This is a genomic window from Halobacterium bonnevillei (assembly GCF_009831555.1).
Classification (GTDB): domain Archaea; phylum Halobacteriota; class Halobacteria; order Halobacteriales; family Halobacteriaceae; genus Halobacterium; species Halobacterium bonnevillei.
In genome coordinates, this window is the sequence record NZ_WUUU01000013.1 from 13,087 (window position 1) to 34,193 (window position 21,107).

The window sequence follows — 21,107 nt, forward strand, 5'->3', positions numbered from 1 at the left end:
AAGGCTTTGAACCGGAAGGACATATTCCGCCCATGACCGGCCACATTCGGGTACTCCACGTAGACGACGAACCGGGATTCGTCGACCTCACTGCGGAGTTACTGCAGCGCGCGGACGCCCGAATCGAGGTTGTCTCCGAGACGAACGCCACGGACGCCCTGGACAGACTCGAAACCAGCGCCGTGGACGCCGTCGTCAGCGACTACGACATGCCCGGAGCAAACGGCCTGGAACTCCTCGACGCCGTCCGCGACACCCACCCCGACCTCCCATTCATCCTCTACACCGGCAAGGGCTCCGAGGAGGTCGCCAGCGACGCCGTCTCCGCCGGCGTCACGGACTACATGCAGAAAGAACGCGGCACCGACCAGTACGCCGTCCTCGCGAACCGGATCGCCAACAGCGTCGCACAGTCCCGCTCCCAGCGGGCGGCCGACCGAACGAAGCAACGACTCGAAGAACTCACCGAGAACTCCGCGGACTGCCTCTGGATGTTCGACGACCAGTGGACGGACCTCCTGTTCATCTCCGGGTACGAGGACGTCTACCGGCGCCCCGTCCGAGCACTCCGGGAGAACCCCGAGGACTTCCTGAACGCCGTGTACGACGACGACCGCGAGTTCGTCGAGGACCAGATGGCCCGCCTCCAGACCGGCGAATCCGTCGACGTCGAATACCGGATCGAACGGGGCGACGACGACCTCGGCTGGGTCTGGGTGAAAGCCGAACCCGTCTTCGAGGGCGACGAGGTCGTCCGCGTCGTCGGGTTCACGCGGGACGTCACCGAGCGGAAGCGACGCGAACGCGAACTCCAGGACGAACGCTCGTTCATCGACCAGGCGCTGGACTCCCTGGACGACGTCTTCTACGTCGTCGACCCGGACGGCGGCCTCCGTCGCTGGAACGCCCGCCTCGCGGACGTGACCGGCTACACCGACGACGAACTCGCTACCTGCCACGTCACCGAGTTCTTCCCGGACGGGGAGCAACAGCACATCGAGGACGCCATCGCGGACGCCCTGGAACGTGGGCGAGCAGTCGTCGAATCGAACCTCGTCACGGCGGACGGCCACCACCGTCCCTACGAATTCCGGGCCCGACGGTTCACTGACGCCGACGGTGACGTTTCCGGCATCGTAACCATCGGTCGCGAAGTCACGGAACGCAGCGCGCGCGAGCAAGCCGTCGAAGCGCTGCACGGTGCGACCCGCGACCTCATCGCCGCCAACTCCCACCAGGAAGTCGCTGACGTCCTCACGAACGCCGCCGTCGAACTCCTCGACCTCCCGCAAACCGGCGTCCACCGCTACGACGACGACGTCGACGCGCTGGTGCCGGTGAGTTGGGCCGACGCGGTCTGCGACGTCATCGGCGACCCGCCCGCGCTCGGCCGTGACAGCCTCGCCCTGCAGGTCTTCGAGGACGGCGAGACGCGCGTCTTCGAGGACCTCCAGCAGCGCAACGACATCCACAACCAGGAGACGCCGGTGCGGAGCGAACTCATCGCACCGATCGGCGAGTACGGCGTCGCCATCGTCGGCTCATTGGAGCCCAGCGGGTTCGACGACCTTGACAGACAGCTCGTCGAGTTGCTCTGCGAGAACGCCGCTGCCACCCTCGACAGAGTCCGCCGCGAGGAGTTACTCCGCGAGCGCGAACGCGAACTCACCGAGAAGAACGACCAACTCGAGGAGTTCGCCAGCGTCGTCTCCCACGACCTCCGCAACCCCCTGAACGTCGCGGCCGGCCGCATCGAACTCGCCGCCGAGGACACCGACAGCGACCACCTGGAGGCCGCTACGGCCGCCGTCGACCGCAGTCAGACGCTCGTCGAGGACCTCCTCGCGCTCGCCCGCGACGACCAGCCAGCGACCAGCGCCACCGACGTCGACCTCGCGGACCTCGCGACGACAGCCTGGGAGACCGTCGAAACCGCGGACGCCACTCTCTCGGTGGACGTCGACTGCGCGGTCCGCGCGACCGAGAGCCGCCTCAAACAGCTCTTCGAGAACCTCTACCGGAATTCCGTGGAACACGGCGGCGGGGGAGTCGCGGTCCAGGTCGGCCGCCTCGACGACGGCTTCTACGTCGCCGACGACGGCCCCGGTATCCCGGACGGCGTCCGCGACCGCGTCTTCGACCCCGGCTTCTCCACCACGCAGGACGGCACCGGGTTCGGCCTGGACATCGTCGCACAGGTCGCCGACGAGCACGACTGGACGGTCACCGCCACCACCGCCGACTCCGGCGGCGCCCGCTTCGAATTCGGGAACGTCGACGCAGTCGACGAGTGAGCGCCGGACCCGAAACCAAGTGGGACGCGGTGTTAGTCGGTGTGAGTGCACCCGTAGTTCCTGTGGCGGAGTTGAACCGAAGCAGGACGGTCGCCCCCGCGTCGCTCGGCGCTGCGACTTGCAGGGTTCAACTCCGCCGGACCCACACACCTCGCCACGACGCAGCTAGCGACACAGCCGTCGCTGACTGGCGTCGGTTCGTAGAGAAGTGGGTCGGGGCGGATTCGAACCGCCGACCTGCTCGCCGCCTCCGCTACGCTCCGGCGGCTCCGCGAAGGTGTGAAGCGCGTGGTCATACTCCGGCTGTACCACCCTCCAGCGTGTGTCGGCTTCAGAGAAACTAATGAGCCGACAAATGAAGCCTGAACGCGCCGTAGAACGGTATCTCAAAGAGCGGAAGCCCGAAGTCTCTGAGTCCACCCACTACAACCACGCCTGCACCCTAAACGCATTCTTGGAGTTCTGTGAGGAGGAAGAGTTAGACAACATCTGCGACCTTGATGGCTTCCATATCCACGACTTCAAGATATTCCGTCGCGAGGTCGGCGGCATCAACGAGGTCACGCTCTACAAGAACCTCTGCACCCTCCGGGTATTCCTGAAATGGTGTCGTTCGATGGACTTGGTCGAGTCCGGTGTGGTCGAGAATATGATTCTCCCCGAACCGGATGACGATGCACGAGACACGAAAATCGACGCAGAACGTGCCGACCAGATTCTCGACTACTTGGAGCGGTTCGAGTACGCGACCCTCCGCCACGCCCTGTTTGCTCTTCTGTGGGACACCGGCTTCCGTATCGGGACAGCACGCGCAATCGACGTGGATGACTACCATCCAGAAGGGCAGTACGTGGAGATACGCCATCGACCGGAGCAGGACACTCCCCTGAAGAATGGGAACCGCGCGGAGCGAGAGGTGAATCTCCATCCGTGGGTGTGCGAAGTCCTCGATGACTACATCCAGATTCACCGCGAGGACACGACCGACGAGTACGGACGCGAGCCGCTGTTTTCCTCATCGAGGGGGCGAACCGTTCGGTCAAACCTCCGGATGCACATCAACCGACTGACTCGCCCTTGCCACACGACCGGGGACTGCCCTCACGGACGAGAGAAATCCGAGTGTGAAGCGGCGCAACGATACGATATGGCGTCCAAGTGTCCATCATCAGTATCCCCGCATCCGATTCGACGAGGTTCGATTACCCACTGGCTCAACGAGGGACACAGCAAGGAACTCCTCGCCGACAGGATGAATGTCTCCGTGAAAACTCTGGAGAAACATTACGACGCTCGGACAGAACGCGAGAAGCGGGAACTTCGCCGCGAGGATTTCGGGATGGAGTAGCGAACACGGTTTCGACCCATCCTTGGACGCAACTCCCCGGGTTTGACCGTCCAAAACCACCTTGAATTTCTTTAATTCTCTCCGCGAGACCGCGACGCTGTCCACGAGATTTCGGCATCTTTTTGCCGCTGGCTCCCCTTTAGTTAAGTGAAGGCTTTTCGCGGGAGACTACATCGAGCAGTCACGGCTATCGCAGTCTGTTCCACGGTTCTCCGCATAGAGCGCGAGGATTGTCGTTTCGCGGAGAGTCTTCTCCATCCTTCGACCTATGAGTACAGATACATCTCCGCCGTCAACAGCGACCAGTACAGCGACAACATCCAGCAATAGTGACCTCCCGTGCGTACAGTACGGCTTTCCTGAGGGCGCGCATCGAGCGCCGAAACTCCAGACGATTTACGAGCCAATCCCCGATAACGCCGCGACCGCCAGCCCCATCTACAAAGTGCCGAGAGAACAGTTCGAGCGCCAAGCCGAGTTCGAGAGCGGCTACGAAGTGACGGGGGCGACTTCGATAGCGAAAGAGATTCAGGACGAGTGTGAGGATGATGACCGCGTCCTCTACCCCGTTCACATCGAGTCCGACGCATATCACGAGGTTGGGCCGGACACGCTTCTCTCGTGGTTCCGTGAGTTCGTAGAGGACTACCTCGAAGTCTCATTCGGCACGTGTACGTTGTACTTCTCAGGGCGGCGTTCCATCCACGTTCACGTTCCTCGGTTCGTGTCTGGTGAAGGCGACCGGGAGCGGCTGAAGGAATTGGCTGAGTCATTCTGCGAGGAGGCCGGGGCAGACCTCGACTTGGGGCTGTACTCGCGGAAACGCCTCTTTCGGCTTCCCGGCGTCGAACACGCGAAGACCGGCATCCCGAAAGTCGAAATCGAACCGACGTGGGACAGAACCCGCATCTTCCGTGAGGCGAACGGAGCGACCCCAAGCACGCCTGCAACGTACGCGGATGTGTTGTGGAGTGTGTTCGGACAGGAACGTCTGACAGTCGGGACGAGCGGCCCTGACGTGGACACCTCGCAGAGTCTGTTTCAGGTGATTGACCCTGAGAAGACGCTCTTGGAGTTCACACGCGATGAGCCGGCGAGTGAAATCGAGACTCCCCTCATCGAGCAGGTGGCGTATCCCGACGACCCCGCTGACGTTCCGGAGTGGTCGATGTACAACACGCAGGAGTTCTCCCCGTATGCTCACGCATCCGGGAATCCTCGTAGTGTCGCGGCGCTTCGCGTGAAAGGCGGGGCGTTCGCCCGGGAGGGAAAGCGTGGTGGCGCGACGATGGTGCCAGCGTACTTCTACGGTGCGGTCGGGTGTAACGGCGAGTTCACGAAGCACGACGTTCACGCGCCGCTCCAGTTGTCGAAGAAGGACTACCGGAAGTGGGACTACACACCCGGGGAGAAGGTCGTCATCATCGGCGGGAAAAGCGGGAGTTCCCGAATCCTCAGCGTCTCCTCGTGGGAAGCCACAGTGGTCGGCCACGCGCTCAGAAGCGATAAGGCCCGGCGAGATACCGCGCTCAACTACCTCTCCGAGCAGGGGTACGATGTTGGGGCGTCCGGTTCTACGGCGTCCGGCTCGAAGGAGACGACTGCATCGAGGGCGGCGACTCCCGACGATGAACCACGGACAATCTGGTCTGCCCGCAAGAATCCAAAATCGAAAGCGGAAGCACTTCAACTGAAAGCCGAACAAGATGGTATTGGTACGCTCTCACATAACGAGCGAATCCGTGTTGCGTGCCGCCATCTCAGGTACGGCTGGCAACCGACCTGGGAGTGGTTCAAGGAGCAGTACGGCTCCACGTTCAAGCCAGAGGTCACGTGGCAGTTCCTCAAGGGGATTGTCGAAGAACCCGACTTCACGAAGTACAACGACGTTGACGTACCTCCGAAACCCACGTGACCCTTCGACTCCCGTGGACAACTGCATAGATGGCGTTCCCTTTCTACGAGAAACGTGAGTACCTCTCTCCTCTATGAATGGTTCCGCCGCTTGTTCTACACTTCCCCTACACAACAACAACAACACACACTAAGTTATGTTGCGAGAACGCTGTACGGCGAAAGGGTAAACCTGAACGACGAGGAGATGACTTATAAAAGAATTACAGGCTTCCTGTAATCAACTCACCCACAGATGATGACGCAGTCCATACGCGCCAACAGCAGGCTGGTCACGCCATCCAAATATTCCGTGTGGATTCCCCCGGTGGCACGTTGTGGAATCCTCTGAGAGGAAGGTGGGGCTGTTACAAGCCTCCATACTCCCCGTTTTCCGATTCCCTTACCTCCTGAATTTCGGCGGTTTAGGCGAGTGGGATTCCCCCTCGATGTGGTGAGCAGATTCGGTCAGTACAGTAGTGCTTCGTATGGGTGTCTCCCGAAGACCTATTCCCCTCTAACACGTCGGCGGACGTATGGAAGGGCAGTTTGAATGGCTGGTTCTGATGGTTCTTAGCATCGGTCTGCTCGGGTATACACTCTACACCATCGTTAACGTAGGAACGTTTCTCGCGGATTACTTTCGGTCGTAGCGACCTATCCAGAATAGTACATTCGCGCACCTATTGACCGGCTGTTTCACCCTTTAACGACGCGGCGAAAACTCTGACTCTCAGCCAGAAATTTCGCAGACGGGGTTACTAAATACGCGCTCGCGTGCGCTTGTTGATGTTCTAACTGGTGGGGGTTACTGCATCGAGTCCGCTGTTCATTCTCCTCCGCTCGATGTGCTGGTACTCTCTGGTTCACATACCACCTCGCGGAGTTCCGCGTAGAGGTCGGGGTGGTTCTCTCGGAGTACGGCCACGTCGGTCGTGAGTTCGTCCTCAATCTTGCGTCGGACTCGGGAGATGGCTTGGTAGCGGAGGTCTTCATCGACGCTGTCTCCGCCCTCTATGAGTTCGCGTTCTCGGTCGGTGAGTAGGGCGCGACGTGCCATACGTAGTTTCACGCACGTACGTCACTTAGTGGTGTCCGTATTGGGGAACGTTCCCGTATTTGGGAAGTATTAAGTGGATGGCGGAGAGACTACTGAGTACGAAGCGTGGTGATGCCATCGCAGAATGGCCGTGTGCTGGTACACACGACCGCGCTTCGCTGGACACGAAGCGATGAAATCTAACACCACTACGGAAGAAAAGCGTACCGCTGTCGAACAGTTGAACTTCGGTGCGAAAACGGCGAAGCGTGTGGGATGGGAGTCCTACGAGTTCACGGTCGTCGGCCCCCACCAAGTCGAAGTCACGAACGCCTCGTGGGGACACGAGAAAGCCGACCACTCCTACGTCGTCGGTATCGAGGAGCGCGACGGCGTCGCTGTCCCGGCTGAATGCGGCTGTAAGGCCGACCAGTACCGCGAGGACTACGACTGCAAGCACAAGGTCGCACTCGCGTCAGTCGGCGGCCCTGTCGTTCTACAAGCCGCTGTTGAGTACGCGACCCCCACGGTGGACGCCGACGAAACCACCACGCAAACGCTGGAAGACAAACTCCGCGCTGACGGTGGGATGATTGCCGAGGAAAGACGCGAGGACGGCGCGGGCGTCATCGAAGCGAAACCTGCCGAGTGTGACTGTAACGACCTCCGCGACGACTTCCCCTGCTGGCCGTGTATGAGAACCGGACGGCGAGAACTACCCGAGTAGCGCTACGGAGTGATTTACTGCATCGAGTTCGGGTTATTCTCGGCCCGCTCGATGAACTGAGTCCCCTCCGATAGGTACAGATGAGCTACGAATCGTTTGAGGGGGGGAGGGGCGCACTCTTATACGCCCCGAGAATTTCTATCTGCATACGCTGACGTTATGACTCTCTTCGAAATCCTGGTTGGGGCCGGACTTGTTGCCGGGATGGTTGTCACCGGTCTCGTATATCTGGACTGTACGCGGCGAGGACTGTCCACATCAAGTCGCATCGTCTGGGCACTCGCCTGCGGCAGTGGGAGTGTCGCCGGGTTCCTCGTCCCGTACGCATTCCGACAGGAACTGCTATACCTGTACTACCAAGTGCTGAAACCGCGGCCAATCGTCGTTTCTCCCTACGAGTCGCTGTTGGTTAGTCTCACGACCGGACTCGTAATCGCAGTTGTCCTCGTAGTCCTGTATCTCTCTGGAGTCCGATTCCAGAATTCGAAGGCGGCATAATCCCACTGTACGCTAACTTCGCGCACCCACCTAACGGGTGTTCCATAAGCGAGGATGTGAAACGAACCTCTCCCTATTCCTATCCATCGAGTTGGGCATTACTCTCCCTTGATGACTTCTACTACAACAACACACACCAACACTAAGTTATGGTGCGAGAATCACCGTAAGGCGAGAGGTTGGGAATACCTCAGGCATTATCGGCTATAAAAAGGCTACCTCTGTCTTCACCACGTTGAGGGAAACACTCTAGGAGGTCGAGATACTACTCCAAGATGAAGCCGACCACGTCTGGTGGTTTGAGACAGCACCAACCGCTGACTTGGTGAGTTGGAAACAGGGTACAAGACCACGATACCGCCGTCTGGCGATTAACTACTCGTCACGAACGAAGTGAGCGAGTGGGTCGGGGCGGATTCGAACCGCCGACCTGCTCCGTGTGAAGGAGCCGTCATAACCGGACTAGACCACCGACCCGCGCATCACGTACTACCCGCAGGCCGCCATTAAGGCTTGCGTTTAGGAGTGCCGGTGACGCTTGTCGCCGGCTTCGCACAGCGGACAGAACCGTCCGTGGCGTGCCGGAACCAGTATATTTTTGTGTATTTAGGTAAACCTAAAACCGTGCGGCGGACGTCGCCGGCCGTCCGTCCGCGTCTGTCCCAGCAGACTGCACCGTCGGCACCCAACCCGGTCCCACACGGGGACCGAAGGCATCACCTCGTCCGCGCGCCGTCAGTACGACGGCGACTCTTCGCGGACACCCGCTCTCTCGTTCGCCAGTCGCGCGAACACGAACAGCGCGTCCGAAAGCCGATTCAGGTACGCGATTGCCGTCTCGTTGACGTGGTCCTCGTGGTCCGCGAGCGCCACGGCGCGGCGCTCCGCGCGCCGACACACCGACCGCGCGTGGTGGAGCGTCGCGCCAGCCTCGCTGCCACCGGGCAGGATGAACGACTCCAGCGGGTCCAGTTGCGCCTCGCAGGCGTCGATCCAGTCCTCGACGGCCTCGACGTGCTCCTCGGCGACCACCGGGTCGCCGTCCTCCGGTTCGGGGGTCGCGAGGTCCGCCTGTACGATGTGAAGGTGGTTCTGCGTCGACTCCAGGTAGTCGTCGAGTTCGTCGACGCCGGTCGGTCGAACCGTCCCGACGAGCGCGTTCACTTCGTCCACCGTCCCGTAGGCCTCGATGCGCGGACTCGTCTTCGACACCCGGGACATGTCCCGGAGGTCGGTCTCGCCCGCGTCGCCCCGGCGCGTGTAGATCTTCATGCTACTGTCGTCTCGACGTACGTCAGGATGTTCTGGCTTTCGGCCATCGTCACGCCGCGCTCGTCGTCCACGAGCACGGGGACGCCCCGCTGGCCGCTCACGCGCTTGACCTCGTCGCGCTGGCTGTGCAGCGCGTCCACCCACTCCGTCTCGTACTCGATGCCGCGGTCGTCGAGGGCGTCCGCGACCGTCTCGCAGTACGGACAGCCCTCCAGCTCGTAGAGCGTCAATCCCATACTTCGAGTTGGCGGCCGCCCACCAAAGTAGTTGGCCGACCCGAACGAATTTCAACGGGCGACGCGTCGATTCGCGGCATGGCAGATCGCTTCGAGACGACCTTCCAAGTGGGAGAGGTCGTCGTCGCCGAACCGTTCCCGGACGCGCGGAAACCGGAGCTCGCGAAACTCGAAATCGACCTCGGCGACGGTCGAAAATCGCACGGCGGTTCTGCGGACGACATCGTGCAGTCGGCCGCCCAGACCGGCTACAACTACGACGCCGAGGACCTGGTCGGCCGCCAGGTGCTCTGTGCGACGAACCTCGGCACCGTGAACGTCGCGGGCTACGAGTCCGAAGTCCTCACCGTCGGCGTCCCCGACGAGGACGGCAACCCCGTGTTGGTCGCGCCGGACGAGGACGTTCCGCTGGGCGGCGAACTCTACTGACCACCGGAGTCCGCTCACGTCGACCCCGGGGAACAGCGCCACCCTGGACCGAAGATGTGGGAGTCCGGGCTGCTACTGTGTGCGCTCGCGGCGGGGCCTGGACTCCGTGGACGTCTCGAGGTCCGGGTCCGGGTGCGCGTACGAGAAGCGAGGGTCGGCGGCCGTCGGGAGCGCCCCGTGGGTCACGAGGAACGCGCGGACGCCGCTGCGGCCGTCGAAGTCGCCGCGGTGCCAGAAGAACACGGCCGGAATGTGCGCGACGTCGACGCTCGCGTCGTACTCCACGGTCCCGTCGAGGTAGTCCGCAGTCACTTCCGTGAGTTCGGCGTTCACGTCCGTCGCCGTGTACGTCCCGCTCAACTGGGGTGCGTACTGGGCCGCGAGGACCGCGAAGTGGATGCGCTCGTCGAGGTCGTCCAGGGCGTGTCGCTGGCCGAACCTGCCCTGGAAGGGGTTCTGTAGGTAGCCGAACCCGTACCGCCACTTGCCGCCGCGGAGGATGCCGTGGTAGACCGTTTCCGGGTCGAGACGCATCCCGGCGACGCGACGCCCGGCGTCCGCGGCGTCGGCGGCGAGCGCTCCGTGGATGTTCAGCCAGAACGCTTTCGCCGCGCGGTCGTCGTCTCCGAGCACGGCGAGCACGGATTCGTCGAGACGCGCCAGCGACGTGAACAGGTCGTCCGTCCGGTTGCCGTGGTGGACGGCGTGCAGGAGTCGCTGCGAGGCCGCGACGAGGTCGTGTGGCGTCGTCGTGTCGGCGTTCGCGGCGAACACGCGACTCACCCCGCACCCACCAGTGACGTGGTGTGTGTTGACATACCAAACAGTTTCGTCGCGCGCTACTAACCTCTATCGGCGACCCCGACGAGAACTGGTGTCTACGGGCAGAGAAGTGGTCGATACTGGGTCAGCGCGTTCAGTAGTCGCTCGACTCGACGACCTCGTAGCCGACGTTCTGCTCGCGCAGCGGGTCGGTGTGCTCGGAGAGGCGGTCGGTCGTCGCGACCAGTAACACCGAGAGTCCCTTGCTCGCGGCCTCCGGGACGGCGGCGACGGTGCCGAAGCGGATGTCGGGGTCCGTCCCCGCATTCCGGACTGCGACCAGCGCTTCCGCGCCCGCGGCCGCGACCAGGTCGTGGTCGGCGATGCGGTCCGCGACGGCGTCCGTCGGGAGCGCGCGACTCCCGCCATCCGTGACGGGCGGCGTCGACAGCACCGTGACCTCGCCGGGTTCGTAGTCCAGCATCCCCTCGAACTCGGCCGCGCCGACGTCCTGGCCGGGTTCGGCGTCCGTGACCGCGACGGCCGTCGCGCTCCCGACGTCGCCGGGGGTCGCGTGCATCACGCCATCGCGCATCGTGAGCGAGACGCGGTCGCCCTCCTCGATTGCGGCGGTGGCGATGGCGGTGTCGACGTCCACTTCCTCGATGACGTTCTCGGAGACGTACTCCAGGAACGACCGGAGGTCGTCGGTCTGGGAGATGAGCCAGTCGACGCCCTCCTTGGTGACTTCGTAGCGGCCGCGGCCGTGCTTGCGGACGTGCCCCTCCTCGACGAGGTCGCCGAGGTAGTCGCTGACGGCCTGCGCGGTGACGCCGATGGCGTCCGCGATCTCCTGCTGGCTGACCGCCGGCTGGCGCTCGGCGATCTCGACGAGTATCTGGTACCGCGTGGCGTTGCGCTTGCTCCGGAGCACCCCCAGTTCTCCCGAGGTGGACGAGTCGGCCATTACCCACGTGTGGACGTTCCTAATTCAAGTATCTTTGTAGACAACTCGTCGTGGGTTGTGCTCAGCGCCGACTCGGCCGCCGTAACAAAACTACACTTTTCCTAATTCAATCATAATTGTTTTAGGTGCTACCGTCGTTGTGCCCAGTGATGTCTCAGACACGGCTCCCCCACGACGCCAGGGCCGGCCCGACCAAACCAGAGGTCAGGGCCGTCCTCCGGGAGAAACTCGCGCTCGGGCCCGACGACCACTTCGTCGAAGTCGGCTCCTGCACCGGCGCAGTCACTGCGGAGGCGGCCAGAGACGCTGGCCGCGTCACCGCGCTCGAACGGAAACCCGGCCGACTGGAGACGACGCGGAAGAACCTCGCCGCCAACGACCTCGGCGAGAACGTCGAGTTGCGGCACGCCGAAGCGCCGGACGGCCTCCCAGCGGACGCCGACGCGCTGTTCCTCGGCGGGAGCCGGAACTACGAGAGCGTCCTCGACCACGCCGTCGACACCGGCGTCGACCGCATCGTGATGAACGTCTCCCGCCTCGAAGTCGCGGGCGCCGCCACACGGGCGTTCCGCGACCGCGGCATCCTCGAGGCCGTCGTCCAGTTCCAGGTGAGCCGGGGCTACGAACTCGCCGGCGCGACCGCCTTCGACGCCGAGAACCCGGTCTACATGCTCGTCGGGAGCGCGAGCGGCGAGCCCACGGACGCCGCCGAGGAACCGAACGCGGCGGAGGGCGACCAGTGACCCTCTACGGCGTCGGTCTCGGCCCCGGCGAATCCGACCTCCTGACGCTCCGCGGGAAGCGGGTTCTCGAGGGCGCGGACGTCGTCTACTCGCCGGGGCGCCTCTCGCGGTCGGTCGTCACGGACCACGTCCCCGAGTCCCGGATCGGCGACCTCGACTTCCCGATGACGCGCGACCCCCAGGAGCTCCGTGATGCCTGGCGGGACGCCGCGGCGGCGGTCGCGCCCCGCGCCTGCGACGGGGACGTCGCGTTCGCGACGCTCGGCGACCCGAACGTCTACTCGACGTTCGGCCACCTTCGACGCACCCTCGACGCCTTCCACCCCGACGTCGACGTCGAAGTGGTACCGGGCGTCAGCGCGGTCACCGCGTTCACGACCGCGCTCGGCGTGGAAATCGACGCCGGCGCGGGGCTCTCGCTCCGCGAAGCCGCGCAGGGGAACTCGCCCACCGGCCCGGACCGGATGATTCTGTTCAAAGTCACGGACGCGCCCGCGACCCACGAGGGGCTCCTCGAAGCCGGCTACGACGTGACCTACGGCCGTCGCCTGTTCATGGAGCAAGGCGAGACCCTCGTCACGTCCGACCCCCAGGCCGTCGCAGAGCGCGACTACTACACGCTGGCGTACGCTGAACGCGGGGACCTCGAGAAGGACCGACCGACTGCGTTCGACGACGCGCGAACGGAGCGCGCTGAAAGCGCCGCCAGCGGTGACGGGGTGCCCGGCGATGACTGACGACGCTGCGAGCGACGCTGCAGCGACCCCTACCGACTCGCCGACCCCGCAGGACGCCATCGACGCGGCCTCGGCGGACCGCCGGACCGGCCGCGACCCCCGGGTGTACGACCACACGGCGGGCGACGTCCAGGACGGCGTCCCGTTCATCGGCGCCGGACCCGGGGACCCGGGCCTGTTGACGGTCACGGGAAAGGAACTCGTGGAGGACGCCGACCTGGTCGTGCACGCGGGGTCGCTGGTGAACAGCGAACTCCTCGAGGCGTACTGCGCGGACGCCGAGACAGTCTCCTCGGTCGGGAAGGACCTCGAAGCGCTGATTCCGCTGATGCGGGACGCCCACGAGGCGGGGCGAACCGTCGTGCGCCTCCACAGCGGCGACCCGGCAATCTACGGCGCGGCGCTCGAGCAGATGGACGCACTCGAACAGGCGGGGGTCCCGGCGTACGTCGTTCCGGGCGTGACCTCCGCGTTCGCGGCGAGCGCGACGCTCCGGACCCAGCTCACGCTCAACGGCACCGCGAACCACGTCGCGTTCACGCGCCCGCAGGGCCGCACTCTCGACCCGGAAGACGACCACATCTCGGAGTTCGTCGAAATGGGGGACGTGACGACCTGCATCTACCTCGGGACCCACGCCATCCCGGACGTGATGGACAGACTCCTCGAGGACGGCCACGACCCCGATACGCCCGTCACTGTCGTCTATCACGCGTCGTGGCCGGACGAGGACGTCATCGACGGAACGGTCGAGACCATCGGCGACCTGGTCGAAGACGCCGGCTACCGCGCCTCTGCGCTCGTCGTCATCGGCGAGGCGGGCGCCGGCGCCGGCTACGAGCGGTCGTACCTCTACGGCGACTGGGCGAACCGCAACGGCAGCGAAGGGGAGGCAGACGATTGACCATGAGCACTGACAACGATGCGAGCGAGTCGGAAGCTCACTGTACGACGCCCGACTCCGACGGCGAGGTCGCCGACGACATCGCCGTCGTCGCGTTCGAACGGAAGCTGGACACCGCCGAGGACGTCGTCGACGGCATCGGCGACCGCTACGAGTCCATCGAGATTCTCGAATACCACGGCGACGTGTTCGCCGAGCACTGGGGCGACTACGACTGCTTCGTCGGCCTGATGGCGTCGGGCATCGCGATGCGGAAGACCGCGGGTCTGCTCGACGACAAGTGGGACGACCCCGCGGTCGTCGTCGTCGACGAGGCACTCACGTGGGCGATTCCGCTCACCGGCGGCCACCACGGCGCGAACCAGGTCGCCGACGACCTCGCGTCGATGGGCGCGGTTCCCGCGATGACCACCGCCTCCGAGGCCGCGGGCAAGCAGGGCGTCGAGGAGCGCGCGAAAGCCCTCGACGCGCACGTCGTGAACGGCGACTCCACGGTCGCCACGAATCTCGCAGTCCTCGACGAAAACCTCGGGCCCGTCGCACGCCTCGATGGCCCGCGGGCGGTCCTCGTCGGGGACGACGTCACCGTCCTGCAGCGCAACAGCGAGGACGGCGTCGTCCTCGGCACGGGCAGCGTCTCCGGCGCCGACAAAGGCCAGTTCCTCGACGCCTGGGACGCCAGTCTCGACGCCACGGACTACGACCTGGACGACGTGGAGTTCGTCGCCACTGGTGCCCGCAAGGAAGGGGAGGAGGGACTGCTCGCGGCCGCCGAGGCGCTCGGCGTCGGCGTCGTCTCCTTCGAGAAGGAGACGCTCGAAGACCACGAGGGGCCGACGCCGTCGCGGTCGAAGGAACTCATCGGCTGGCCGGGCATCGCCGAGGCGTCGGCTATCGCTGGCGGCCGCGACAACGAACTGCTCGTCGAGAAAGAGCGCTACGACGAGGCCGTGACCGTAGCGGTGGGACGATGAGCAGCGACGCGAACGCCGGTAGTGACCGCGCCACGGCCACAACTGCCGACACCAGCGACCGCGGGACGCTGTACGTCGTGGGCATCGGCCCGGGCCTCCCGGGCGGGATGACACAGCGCGCGAAGGACGTCGTCCGGACGGCGGACTGCGTGGTCGCGTCGAACCTCTACCAGGAGTTCCTGCGGCGGGACGGCACGCTGCCGCCCGCCGAATCCGGGGAGCGCCCCGACCAGGAGGTCGTGCGGTCGACATGGGGCGGCAGGTCGAACTCGCGCGGGAGGCGTTCGAGCGCGTGCGGGACGGCGAGGACGTCGCGCACGTCTCCGGCGGCGACCCGAACGTCTACGGGAAGTCCGACCTCGTCTACCTGATGGCCGACGAGGACGACGCCGACGACGTCCCCATCGAAATCGTGCCCGGCGTCACGGCGGCGCTCGGCGGCGCGGCGAACCTCGGCGCGCCCCTGTCGAACGACTTCTGCACCGTCTCGCTGTCGGACAAGTGGCGGGGCTGGACGGAGATCGAGGAGAAACTCCGCGCGGCCGCAATCAGCGGGTTCGTCGTCGTCCTCTACAACTGCTGGCGGGACTACGAGCGCGCCGTCGCCGTGCTCCGCGAGGAGCGCGCCGACGACGTGCCCGTCGCAATCATCAACGACGCAGGGCGGGGCGACGCCGGCCGGAACACGGACGGCGAGACGCACACCATCACGACGCTCGGCGAGGTCGCAGACCACAGCGAGAAGGTCGGCGGCATGGGCACCTCGATTCTCGTCGGCAACCACGAGACGGAAGTATGGGAGAACGACCACCGCGAACACCTCGTCACCCCGCGCGGCGGGCGTGACGTCGAGGACTTCTGATGAGCACTGACGACACCACCACGACCGAGACAGACGAATCGACCGGCGAGTGCGGCACAGCAGCGACCACTACCGGACCGTCCAGCAGCGAATCGAAGTGCGGCGCGTCCTCGTCGTCGAGCAGCACCGACGAGACGGTCGGGTCGACCGTCGACGACTTCGACGCCGACCCCGGGACCCTGACCGCCGTGGGTCTCGGCCCCGGGCAGCCCGAGGGGATGACCGACCGCGCGAAGGCGGCGCTGTACGAGGCCGAGCACGTCGTCGGCTACACGACGTACATCGACCTGTTACCGGACGACATCACGGAGGACGCCGAGGAGATATACGACACGCCGATGTGCGGCGAGGTCTCCCGGACCGAGGAGGCGATCGACCGCGCGCTCGCCGGGAACGACGTCGCCATCGTCGGTAGCGGCGACCCGAACGTCTACGCGCTGGCGGGGCTCGCGCTCGAAATCGCCGAATCGAAGGGGGCGACTGCGTCGGCGCTCGACTTCGAGGTCGTGCCGGGCGTCCCCGCCGCGCAGTCCTGTGGGGCGCGACTCGGCGCGCCGCTCGTCAACGACTCCCTGAGCGTCTCGCTGTCGGACCACCTGACGCCGATGCCGGAGATCGAGTCCCGGTTGCACGCGGTCGCCGGCGAGGGATTCACCATCGCCATCTACAACCCGTGGAGCCGGAAGCGCCGCGAGAACTTCCAGAAGGCGTGCGAGATCCTGCTCGCGCACCGCGACGCGGACACGCCCGTCGGCATCGTTCACGGCGCCGGCCGCGAGGACGAGCAGGTCGAGATCACGACGCTGGGCGAACTGGAGTCGTACGGCGAAACCGACCTCGTGGACATGACGACGACCATCGTCGTCGGCAACGACGAGACGTACGTGTGGGACGGCCGGATGGTCACTCCGCGCGGCTACGAGACGAAGTACGACTACTGATGTACCGGGTGACTATCGACCGCGACGCCTGCGACGGCGTGTTCGCGTGCCTGACGCGCGACCCGCGGTTCGTGGAGGACAGCGACGGCATCGCCACGCTCGACCCGGATGCGGACCCCGCGCCGCCCGACGGCAGCGACGACGGGGCAATCGAGCGCACTGCAGAAACCGTGATTGGAGCGTTCGACGACGAGCGCGTCCAGGACGCCGAGGCTGCCGCGGACGCCTGTCCGTTCGACGCCATCACCGTCGAGGACGTCGAGGGGTCGCGGTGAGTTCCGAGCAGACCGCGGCCGTCGACGTGCCCGACTCACCGCTCGCGGCTCACCCCGAGACGGCGTACTTCTGGGGGCACGTCGCCGGCAGCGGCGACCTCACCGAGGCGTGTGTGACCATTGAGACGTGCGACGAGACGGCGGCCGACCGCCTCGCCGCCATCGCGGGCGGCACGCAGACCGACCACCACATCCGGGAGCGCGAGTACGCCCACGACACTTCGATTACACGCCGCGAGGACGAGTACACGGTCCAGGTGTTCGGCGACCTGGCATCCCGCGGGGCGGCCGCGTTCGGGCTCCCACTCGACGGCGACGCGGGCGGCTACAGGCTCGACGCCTTCGATGGGCACGAACGCCAGTTCCTGCGCGGCCTCGTGGAGTCGTGTGGCACCGTCTGCTTCAAGGCCGAGACCGGAACTGTCGGCCTCTCAGTCGTCCACGAGGACCGTGCGCTCCTGGCGAAATTCCAGTCGCTGCTCGACGACCTCCCGGTCGCTGCGCCCTACGGCGACGTCGCCGACGCGTCCTCCGGGTACTACGTCAGCGTGGAGGACGACGCGGTTCCGGCGCTCGGCGCGTGGCTCTACGGGGGAAGCGAGGATTCCGGGTTGTTCGCGCCGACGCGACGGCGGAAACTCGAACGGAGCCTCGACCAGGCCGACGGCGTCGACGCGACAGTGGAGGGGAGCGGACCGTGAGTCGAACCGACGACGCGGCCGACAGCCTCGACGACGAAGCGGTGCTGCTCGTCGGGCACGGGTCGCGCCGCGAGAAGTCGAACGAACAGGTGCGCACCCTCGCGGCAGACCTCGAGGGGCGACTCGGTGTGCCCGTCGACGCCGGGTTCCTGGAGCTCGCGGAGCCGTCGATTCGACGCCATCGACGCGCTCGCGCCCGCCGTCGCCACCATCTCGGTCGTCCACCTGTCGCTGTTCGCCGCCAGCCACGTCAAAAACGACGTGCCCGCGGCGCTCCAGCGCGCCCGCGGCGACCACCCCGGGCATCGAGTTCAGCAACGGCGCCCACCTCGGCGTCCACCCCGCCATCGTCGACCTGCTGGACGACCGCGCCGCCAGCGTCGAAACCGAACTCGGGGTCGACCGCGAGGCCGACGACGTGGCGGTCGTGCTGTGTGCGCGCGGGTCCAGCGACCCGGACGCCAACGCCGACGTCCACAAACTCGCCCGCTTGCTTTACGAGGGCCGCGAGTTCTCCCGCGTCGAAGCCACGTTCGTCGGCGTGACTGACCCGACGCTCGACGACACGCTCCACGACATCGCCAGACACCGGCCGGACGCCGTCGTCGTCGTTCCCTACATGCTCGGGGACGGCGTGCTCACCGACCGCATCCGCGACGGCGCCGACGGGTTCGACGCCGAGTACCCGTACGTCGACGCGGCCTGCGGCGACCCCCTCGGTACGGACCCGCGACTGCTGGACGTGCTCGCCGACCGCTGGCAGGAGGCCAGGACGGGCAGCGTCGAGATGTCGTGTGACACCTGCAAGTACAAGGTCGAACTCGACGGCTACGAGGCCGACGTGGGCGGCGCGAAGGCGATGCTGCGCGCGCTCAACCACCAGGAGGCACACGCCGACCGCGGCGACGTCGCCGACGAGCCACACGTCCACGACGCCCCCGACAAGCACGTCGCCGTCTGCACGAGCCAGACGTGCGCGGCCGACGGCGCGCCCGCCGTCCTCGAGCGCCTCCGGCAGGAAGCCCGGGACACCGACGACGGCAGCGTTCGCGTGACGCGGTTGTCGTGTCTCGGGCAGTGCGGCGACGGCCCGAACGTCGCCGTCTACCCGGAGGGCGTCTGGTATCAGGGCGTCCGACCGGAGGACGCCCAGCGCATCGTCGCCTCGCACCTCGAGCGCGACCGAATCGTCTCGGACCTCGACTCACAACTGCTATGACCTGCCACGAACTCGAAGCGCTGCGACTCGGCCTGATGAACGTTCTCGGCACCACGGACCGGAGCGCCCGCGACCACGCCGAGAAAGAACTCGACGGCCACCTGGACGGTCCAATCGAGGGGCTGGCGAACGCGGACTCGCTGTCGGACCTCCAGCGCCACCTCGACGCCGCGCTCGTCGACCTGGAAGAACAGGTCGCGGCCACCCCCGAGGACGACCCCGCGTACGACTACCGCCGCGGGCGCCTCGTCGCGGTGCGTGACGCCGAGCGGTCGCTGGCGCGCGTCGTCGACCACGGCGACTCGTTCCTCGACGACCTCGGCGAGACACACCACTCACTGCACGATGTCTTCCCAGCCGACGACTGACCGGTCGGTCGACCTCGGTGCAATCTCCCCGAACGGCTCCCGGCAGCTGGGCCGCCGGTCGAGCGTCTGTCTCACCGACGGCGGCGTCGTCGCAGGCCTCGCGGATGGCACTGTCGTCGCGTTCGACAGCGACCGCCGAGAACTGTGGCGCGACGAACACGACGACCGCGGCAGCGTCGTCGCGCTCGCACCGTTCATAGACGGCGTTCTCGCCGGCGAGCGCGGTGCGAGTGGGGAGCTCAGATTCCACGACCGGGAGACTGGCGATGTGCGCTGGCGCTACCGGACGGCCGACGATCTCGGCGCCCCCCAGAGAGGGACGCGATTCCACCTGCCGTTCGTCGCAGACTTGAAACCGAGCGGGGACCGCGAGCGCGCATTCGTCGCAGCGCGCCGGTACGAGCGCGCGGACGACGGGGCGCGGAACTTCCGGAGCGTCGTCTACGCCTTCGACCGCGAGGGGACCGTCGAGTGGCGCATCGAAACGGACGCGTCGCCCAGCAGCCTGGATGCAGACGGCGAGCGCGTCGCCGTGGCGTTCAATCGGTGTCCCGGCAGCCACGACCCGGGACTGATCGTGCTGGACGCCCAAACTGGCGACGTGCGCCGACGGTGGGACCCGCCCGGCGACGGCGAGCGGCGCGTCGGCAACGTCGCACTCGCTGCCGACGGTCTGTACGTGGCCAGTCACGCAGACTACCGCGGGTACTGTCTCGACGACGACGGCGTGCGGTGGGCCGTCGCCCTCGGACGGCCGGTCGAGCGCGGCAGTGAAACCGTCTACGCCTACCCGAACCACGTACACGCCGAAGCGAGTGGCGTCGTCTTCGTCACCGGGAACACGTACCCAGAGGACGGCCGCGAGACGGACGCGCGCCACCCGAACGAACACACTGCCGTGGGCGTGGCACCCGACGGCGAGCGCGCATTCGTCGACCGCGTCGGCGGATTCGCGCACGAGATAGCAGCCGAGGGCAGCCGGGTCGCCGTGCCGGTCGCCCAGCACTTCCGAGAGCGCGACCCGGACCGGCACGGTCTGAGAGTGTACGAGATCGCGAACGGCCGAGTCCACTCGCAGAGCACGCCTGGTGTCGCCACAGCGGCGGCAGTTCGTGCGGGCCGTCTCGCTGTCGTCGAGGAACCAGTGACGTACCACGACGGCGGCGAACAGCGCGGCGCGTACCGGCTCAGACTGACCGACTGAGGAGTTTTTTCTCCCGAACGTCCCGGAGCGCCGTCAGGCCAGCAACTGGGCGGCAAACGCCAGGACGACGACGCTCGCGCAGAGTTCGACTGCTGCGTGGGCGTGGCGGCCGCGACGTCGAGCGGCCGTGAAGACGCCGCCGAGGCCCGTACCCACGACCACCATCGTCGCGGTGAGCGAGACGGCGTAGACGCCGACGCTCGCACTCGTTGCGTGGAGGCCGGCCGTCGGGAGAATCGCGGAGACCAGCGCGAGCATGCTCACTGGCGGCGACAGCGCGAACAGCGACCCGACGACGCCCGTCCGGAGGTAGTCCGTCCGCGTCTCGTGGTCGTGGCTGTGCAGGTGAGCGTGCGCTCGCGAGAGGAGTTTTCCGACCACGTTCGACGCGTCCCCGGGTTCGGGGTGTGCCGGACGCCCCCGGAGGCGTCGTGCGCCCGTGACGGCGAGCAGAGCTGCGACAGCGACAAGGAGGCCGCCGGCGACCGTCGCACCGAACTGGTCGACGACTGACGGTATCGTGCTGGCAGCGGTCCCGAGCAGCGTGAGCAGACCGACCCACGCGACCACGACGACGACGTGTCCGACGGCGAAACTCCCGCCGACGAACGCGGCGTGCGTCCAGTTGTCGGTGTCGCTGGTGAGCGCGGAGATGCCGGCGGCGTGGTCGGGCTCCAGCGCGTGTGTCACGCCGAGCACCGCGGCCGCACCGAG

At 66.0% G+C, this 21,107-nt stretch carries 21 protein-coding genes, 1 tRNA gene and 2 pseudogenes; 17 read left to right on the forward strand and 7 right to left on the reverse strand.

Features of this window, described 5'->3' with window-relative positions; translation table 11 throughout:
- The first annotated feature begins 32 nt into the window (after nucleotides 1–32).
- The 3 genes from GRX66_RS03505 (at nucleotide 33) to GRX66_RS03515 (ending at nucleotide 5,557) form a co-directional block, all read left to right on the forward strand.
- On the forward strand, nucleotides 33–2,294 hold the full coding sequence (locus tag GRX66_RS03505; protein ID WP_159525289.1) for a hybrid sensor histidine kinase/response regulator: 2,262 nt from the start codon (nucleotides 33–35) through the stop codon (nucleotides 2,292–2,294).
- A 355-nt stretch (nucleotides 2,295–2,649) separates the two neighbouring features.
- Nucleotides 2,650–3,642 carry a tyrosine-type recombinase/integrase gene (locus GRX66_RS03510; protein WP_233745273.1) on the forward strand — a complete coding sequence of 331 codons (993 nt, stop codon included), beginning with the start codon at nucleotides 2,650–2,652 and terminating at the stop codon, nucleotides 3,640–3,642.
- A 268-nt stretch (nucleotides 3,643–3,910) separates the two neighbouring features.
- Nucleotides 3,911–5,557, forward strand: coding sequence for a hypothetical protein (locus GRX66_RS03515; RefSeq protein ID WP_201292907.1), 1,647 nt, complete (start codon nucleotides 3,911–3,913; stop codon nucleotides 5,555–5,557).
- An 807-nt stretch (nucleotides 5,558–6,364) separates the two neighbouring features.
- On the opposite strand, the gene GRX66_RS03520 is transcribed toward GRX66_RS03515, so the two are convergent.
- The gene (locus tag GRX66_RS03520; RefSeq protein ID WP_159525291.1) at nucleotides 6,365–6,595 is read right to left on the reverse strand and encodes a hypothetical protein; all 231 of its coding nucleotides are present in this window, start codon (nucleotides 6,593–6,595) and stop codon (nucleotides 6,365–6,367) included.
- Between the two features lie 250 nt (nucleotides 6,596–6,845).
- On the opposite strand from GRX66_RS03520, the gene GRX66_RS03525 reads away from it, so the two are divergent.
- Both GRX66_RS03525 and GRX66_RS03530 read left to right on the forward strand, forming a co-directional pair.
- Nucleotides 6,846–7,301 carry an SWIM zinc finger family protein gene (locus GRX66_RS03525; RefSeq protein ID WP_325063941.1) on the forward strand — a complete coding sequence of 152 codons (456 nt, stop codon included), beginning with the start codon at nucleotides 6,846–6,848 and terminating at the stop codon, nucleotides 7,299–7,301.
- A 159-nt stretch (nucleotides 7,302–7,460) separates the two neighbouring features.
- On the forward strand, nucleotides 7,461–7,799 hold the full coding sequence (locus GRX66_RS03530) for a hypothetical protein (protein WP_159525293.1): 339 nt from the start codon (nucleotides 7,461–7,463) through the stop codon (nucleotides 7,797–7,799).
- A 402-nt stretch (nucleotides 7,800–8,201) separates the two neighbouring features.
- Here the strand turns inward: GRX66_RS03530 and GRX66_RS03535 are convergent.
- The 3 genes from GRX66_RS03535 to GRX66_RS03545 all read right to left on the reverse strand — a co-directional run bounded on the left by GRX66_RS03535 (nucleotide 8,202) and on the right by GRX66_RS03545 (nucleotide 9,307).
- Nucleotides 8,202–8,276: transfer RNA gene (locus tag GRX66_RS03535), tRNA-Val, on the reverse strand.
- A gap of 258 nt (nucleotides 8,277–8,534) precedes the next feature.
- Nucleotides 8,535–9,071, reverse strand: coding sequence for a cob(I)yrinic acid a,c-diamide adenosyltransferase (locus GRX66_RS03540; protein ID WP_159525294.1), 537 nt, complete (start codon nucleotides 9,069–9,071; stop codon nucleotides 8,535–8,537).
- Nucleotides 9,068–9,307, reverse strand: coding sequence for a glutaredoxin family protein (locus tag GRX66_RS03545; protein ID WP_159525295.1), 240 nt, complete (start codon nucleotides 9,305–9,307; stop codon nucleotides 9,068–9,070). The genes GRX66_RS03540 and GRX66_RS03545 overlap by 4 nt, the downstream gene beginning before the upstream one ends.
- A 78-nt stretch (nucleotides 9,308–9,385) precedes the next feature.
- Between GRX66_RS03545 and GRX66_RS03550 the strand changes: the two genes are divergently transcribed.
- Nucleotides 9,386–9,736: a tRNA-binding protein gene (locus GRX66_RS03550; RefSeq protein WP_159525296.1), complete on the forward strand. Its 351-nt coding sequence runs from the start codon at nucleotides 9,386–9,388 to the stop codon at nucleotides 9,734–9,736.
- Nucleotides 9,737–9,808: 72 nt separating this feature from the next.
- On the opposite strand, the gene GRX66_RS03555 is transcribed toward GRX66_RS03550, so the two are convergent.
- Both GRX66_RS03555 and GRX66_RS03560 read right to left on the reverse strand, forming a co-directional pair.
- Nucleotides 9,809–10,519 carry a DUF547 domain-containing protein gene (locus GRX66_RS03555; protein WP_159525297.1) on the reverse strand — a complete coding sequence of 237 codons (711 nt, stop codon included), beginning with the start codon at nucleotides 10,517–10,519 and terminating at the stop codon, nucleotides 9,809–9,811.
- 133 nt (nucleotides 10,520–10,652) lie between these two features.
- Entirely contained in the window at nucleotides 10,653–11,465 is an 813-nt protein-coding gene (locus GRX66_RS03560; RefSeq protein ID WP_159525298.1) for a DUF7839 domain-containing protein, read from the reverse strand.
- Nucleotides 11,466–11,614: 149 nt separating this feature from the next.
- Between GRX66_RS03560 and cbiT the strand changes: the two genes are divergently transcribed.
- From cbiT to GRX66_RS03615, 11 genes and pseudogenes are all read left to right on the forward strand, one after another.
- Nucleotides 11,615–12,208, forward strand: coding sequence for a precorrin-6Y C5,15-methyltransferase (decarboxylating) subunit CbiT (cbiT, locus tag GRX66_RS03565; RefSeq protein WP_159525299.1), 594 nt, complete (start codon nucleotides 11,615–11,617; stop codon nucleotides 12,206–12,208).
- The gene (locus GRX66_RS03570) at nucleotides 12,205–12,945 is read left to right on the forward strand and encodes a cobalt-factor II C(20)-methyltransferase (protein ID WP_325063942.1); all 741 of its coding nucleotides are present in this window, start codon (nucleotides 12,205–12,207) and stop codon (nucleotides 12,943–12,945) included. Before cbiT ends, GRX66_RS03570 begins: the two co-directional genes overlap by 4 nt.
- Nucleotides 12,938–13,849 carry a cobalt-precorrin-4/precorrin-4 C(11)-methyltransferase gene (locus GRX66_RS03575; RefSeq protein WP_159525300.1) on the forward strand — a complete coding sequence of 304 codons (912 nt, stop codon included), beginning with the start codon at nucleotides 12,938–12,940 and terminating at the stop codon, nucleotides 13,847–13,849. The genes GRX66_RS03570 and GRX66_RS03575 overlap by 8 nt, the downstream gene beginning before the upstream one ends.
- Before the next feature lie 2 nt (nucleotides 13,850–13,851).
- On the forward strand, nucleotides 13,852–14,823 hold the full coding sequence (gene cbiG, locus GRX66_RS03580) for a cobalt-precorrin 5A hydrolase (RefSeq protein WP_159525301.1): 972 nt from the start codon (nucleotides 13,852–13,854) through the stop codon (nucleotides 14,821–14,823).
- A pseudogene (locus GRX66_RS03585) lies at nucleotides 14,820–15,685 on the forward strand (precorrin-3B C(17)-methyltransferase). Before cbiG ends, GRX66_RS03585 begins: the two are co-directional and overlap by 4 nt.
- Complete coding sequence (gene cobJ, locus GRX66_RS03590) at nucleotides 15,685–16,626, forward strand: precorrin-3B C(17)-methyltransferase (protein WP_159525302.1); 942 nt, start codon at nucleotides 15,685–15,687, stop codon at nucleotides 16,624–16,626. The pseudogene GRX66_RS03585 and the gene cobJ overlap by 1 nt, the downstream one beginning before the upstream one ends.
- Nucleotides 16,626–16,901: a ferredoxin gene (locus GRX66_RS03595; protein WP_159525303.1), complete on the forward strand. Its 276-nt coding sequence runs from the start codon at nucleotides 16,626–16,628 to the stop codon at nucleotides 16,899–16,901. The genes cobJ and GRX66_RS03595 overlap by 1 nt, the downstream gene beginning before the upstream one ends.
- Nucleotides 16,898–17,602: a cobalamin biosynthesis protein gene (locus tag GRX66_RS03600; protein WP_325063943.1), complete on the forward strand. Its 705-nt coding sequence runs from the start codon at nucleotides 16,898–16,900 to the stop codon at nucleotides 17,600–17,602. Before GRX66_RS03595 ends, GRX66_RS03600 begins: the two co-directional genes overlap by 4 nt.
- Nucleotides 17,599–18,821: pseudogene (locus GRX66_RS03605) on the forward strand (CbiX/SirB N-terminal domain-containing protein). Before GRX66_RS03600 ends, GRX66_RS03605 begins: the two are co-directional and overlap by 4 nt.
- Nucleotides 18,818–19,189, forward strand: coding sequence for a DUF3209 family protein (locus tag GRX66_RS03610; RefSeq protein WP_159525304.1), 372 nt, complete (start codon nucleotides 18,818–18,820; stop codon nucleotides 19,187–19,189). The pseudogene GRX66_RS03605 and the gene GRX66_RS03610 overlap by 4 nt, the downstream one beginning before the upstream one ends.
- On the forward strand, nucleotides 19,167–20,393 hold the full coding sequence (locus tag GRX66_RS03615) for an outer membrane protein assembly factor BamB family protein (protein WP_159525305.1): 1,227 nt from the start codon (nucleotides 19,167–19,169) through the stop codon (nucleotides 20,391–20,393). Before GRX66_RS03610 ends, GRX66_RS03615 begins: the two co-directional genes overlap by 23 nt.
- 33 nt (nucleotides 20,394–20,426) lie before the next feature.
- Here GRX66_RS03615 and GRX66_RS03620 read toward each other — a convergent pair.
- The coding region (locus GRX66_RS03620) for a HoxN/HupN/NixA family nickel/cobalt transporter (RefSeq protein ID WP_233745274.1) at nucleotides 20,427–21,107 on the reverse strand (681 nt) is incomplete at its 5' end.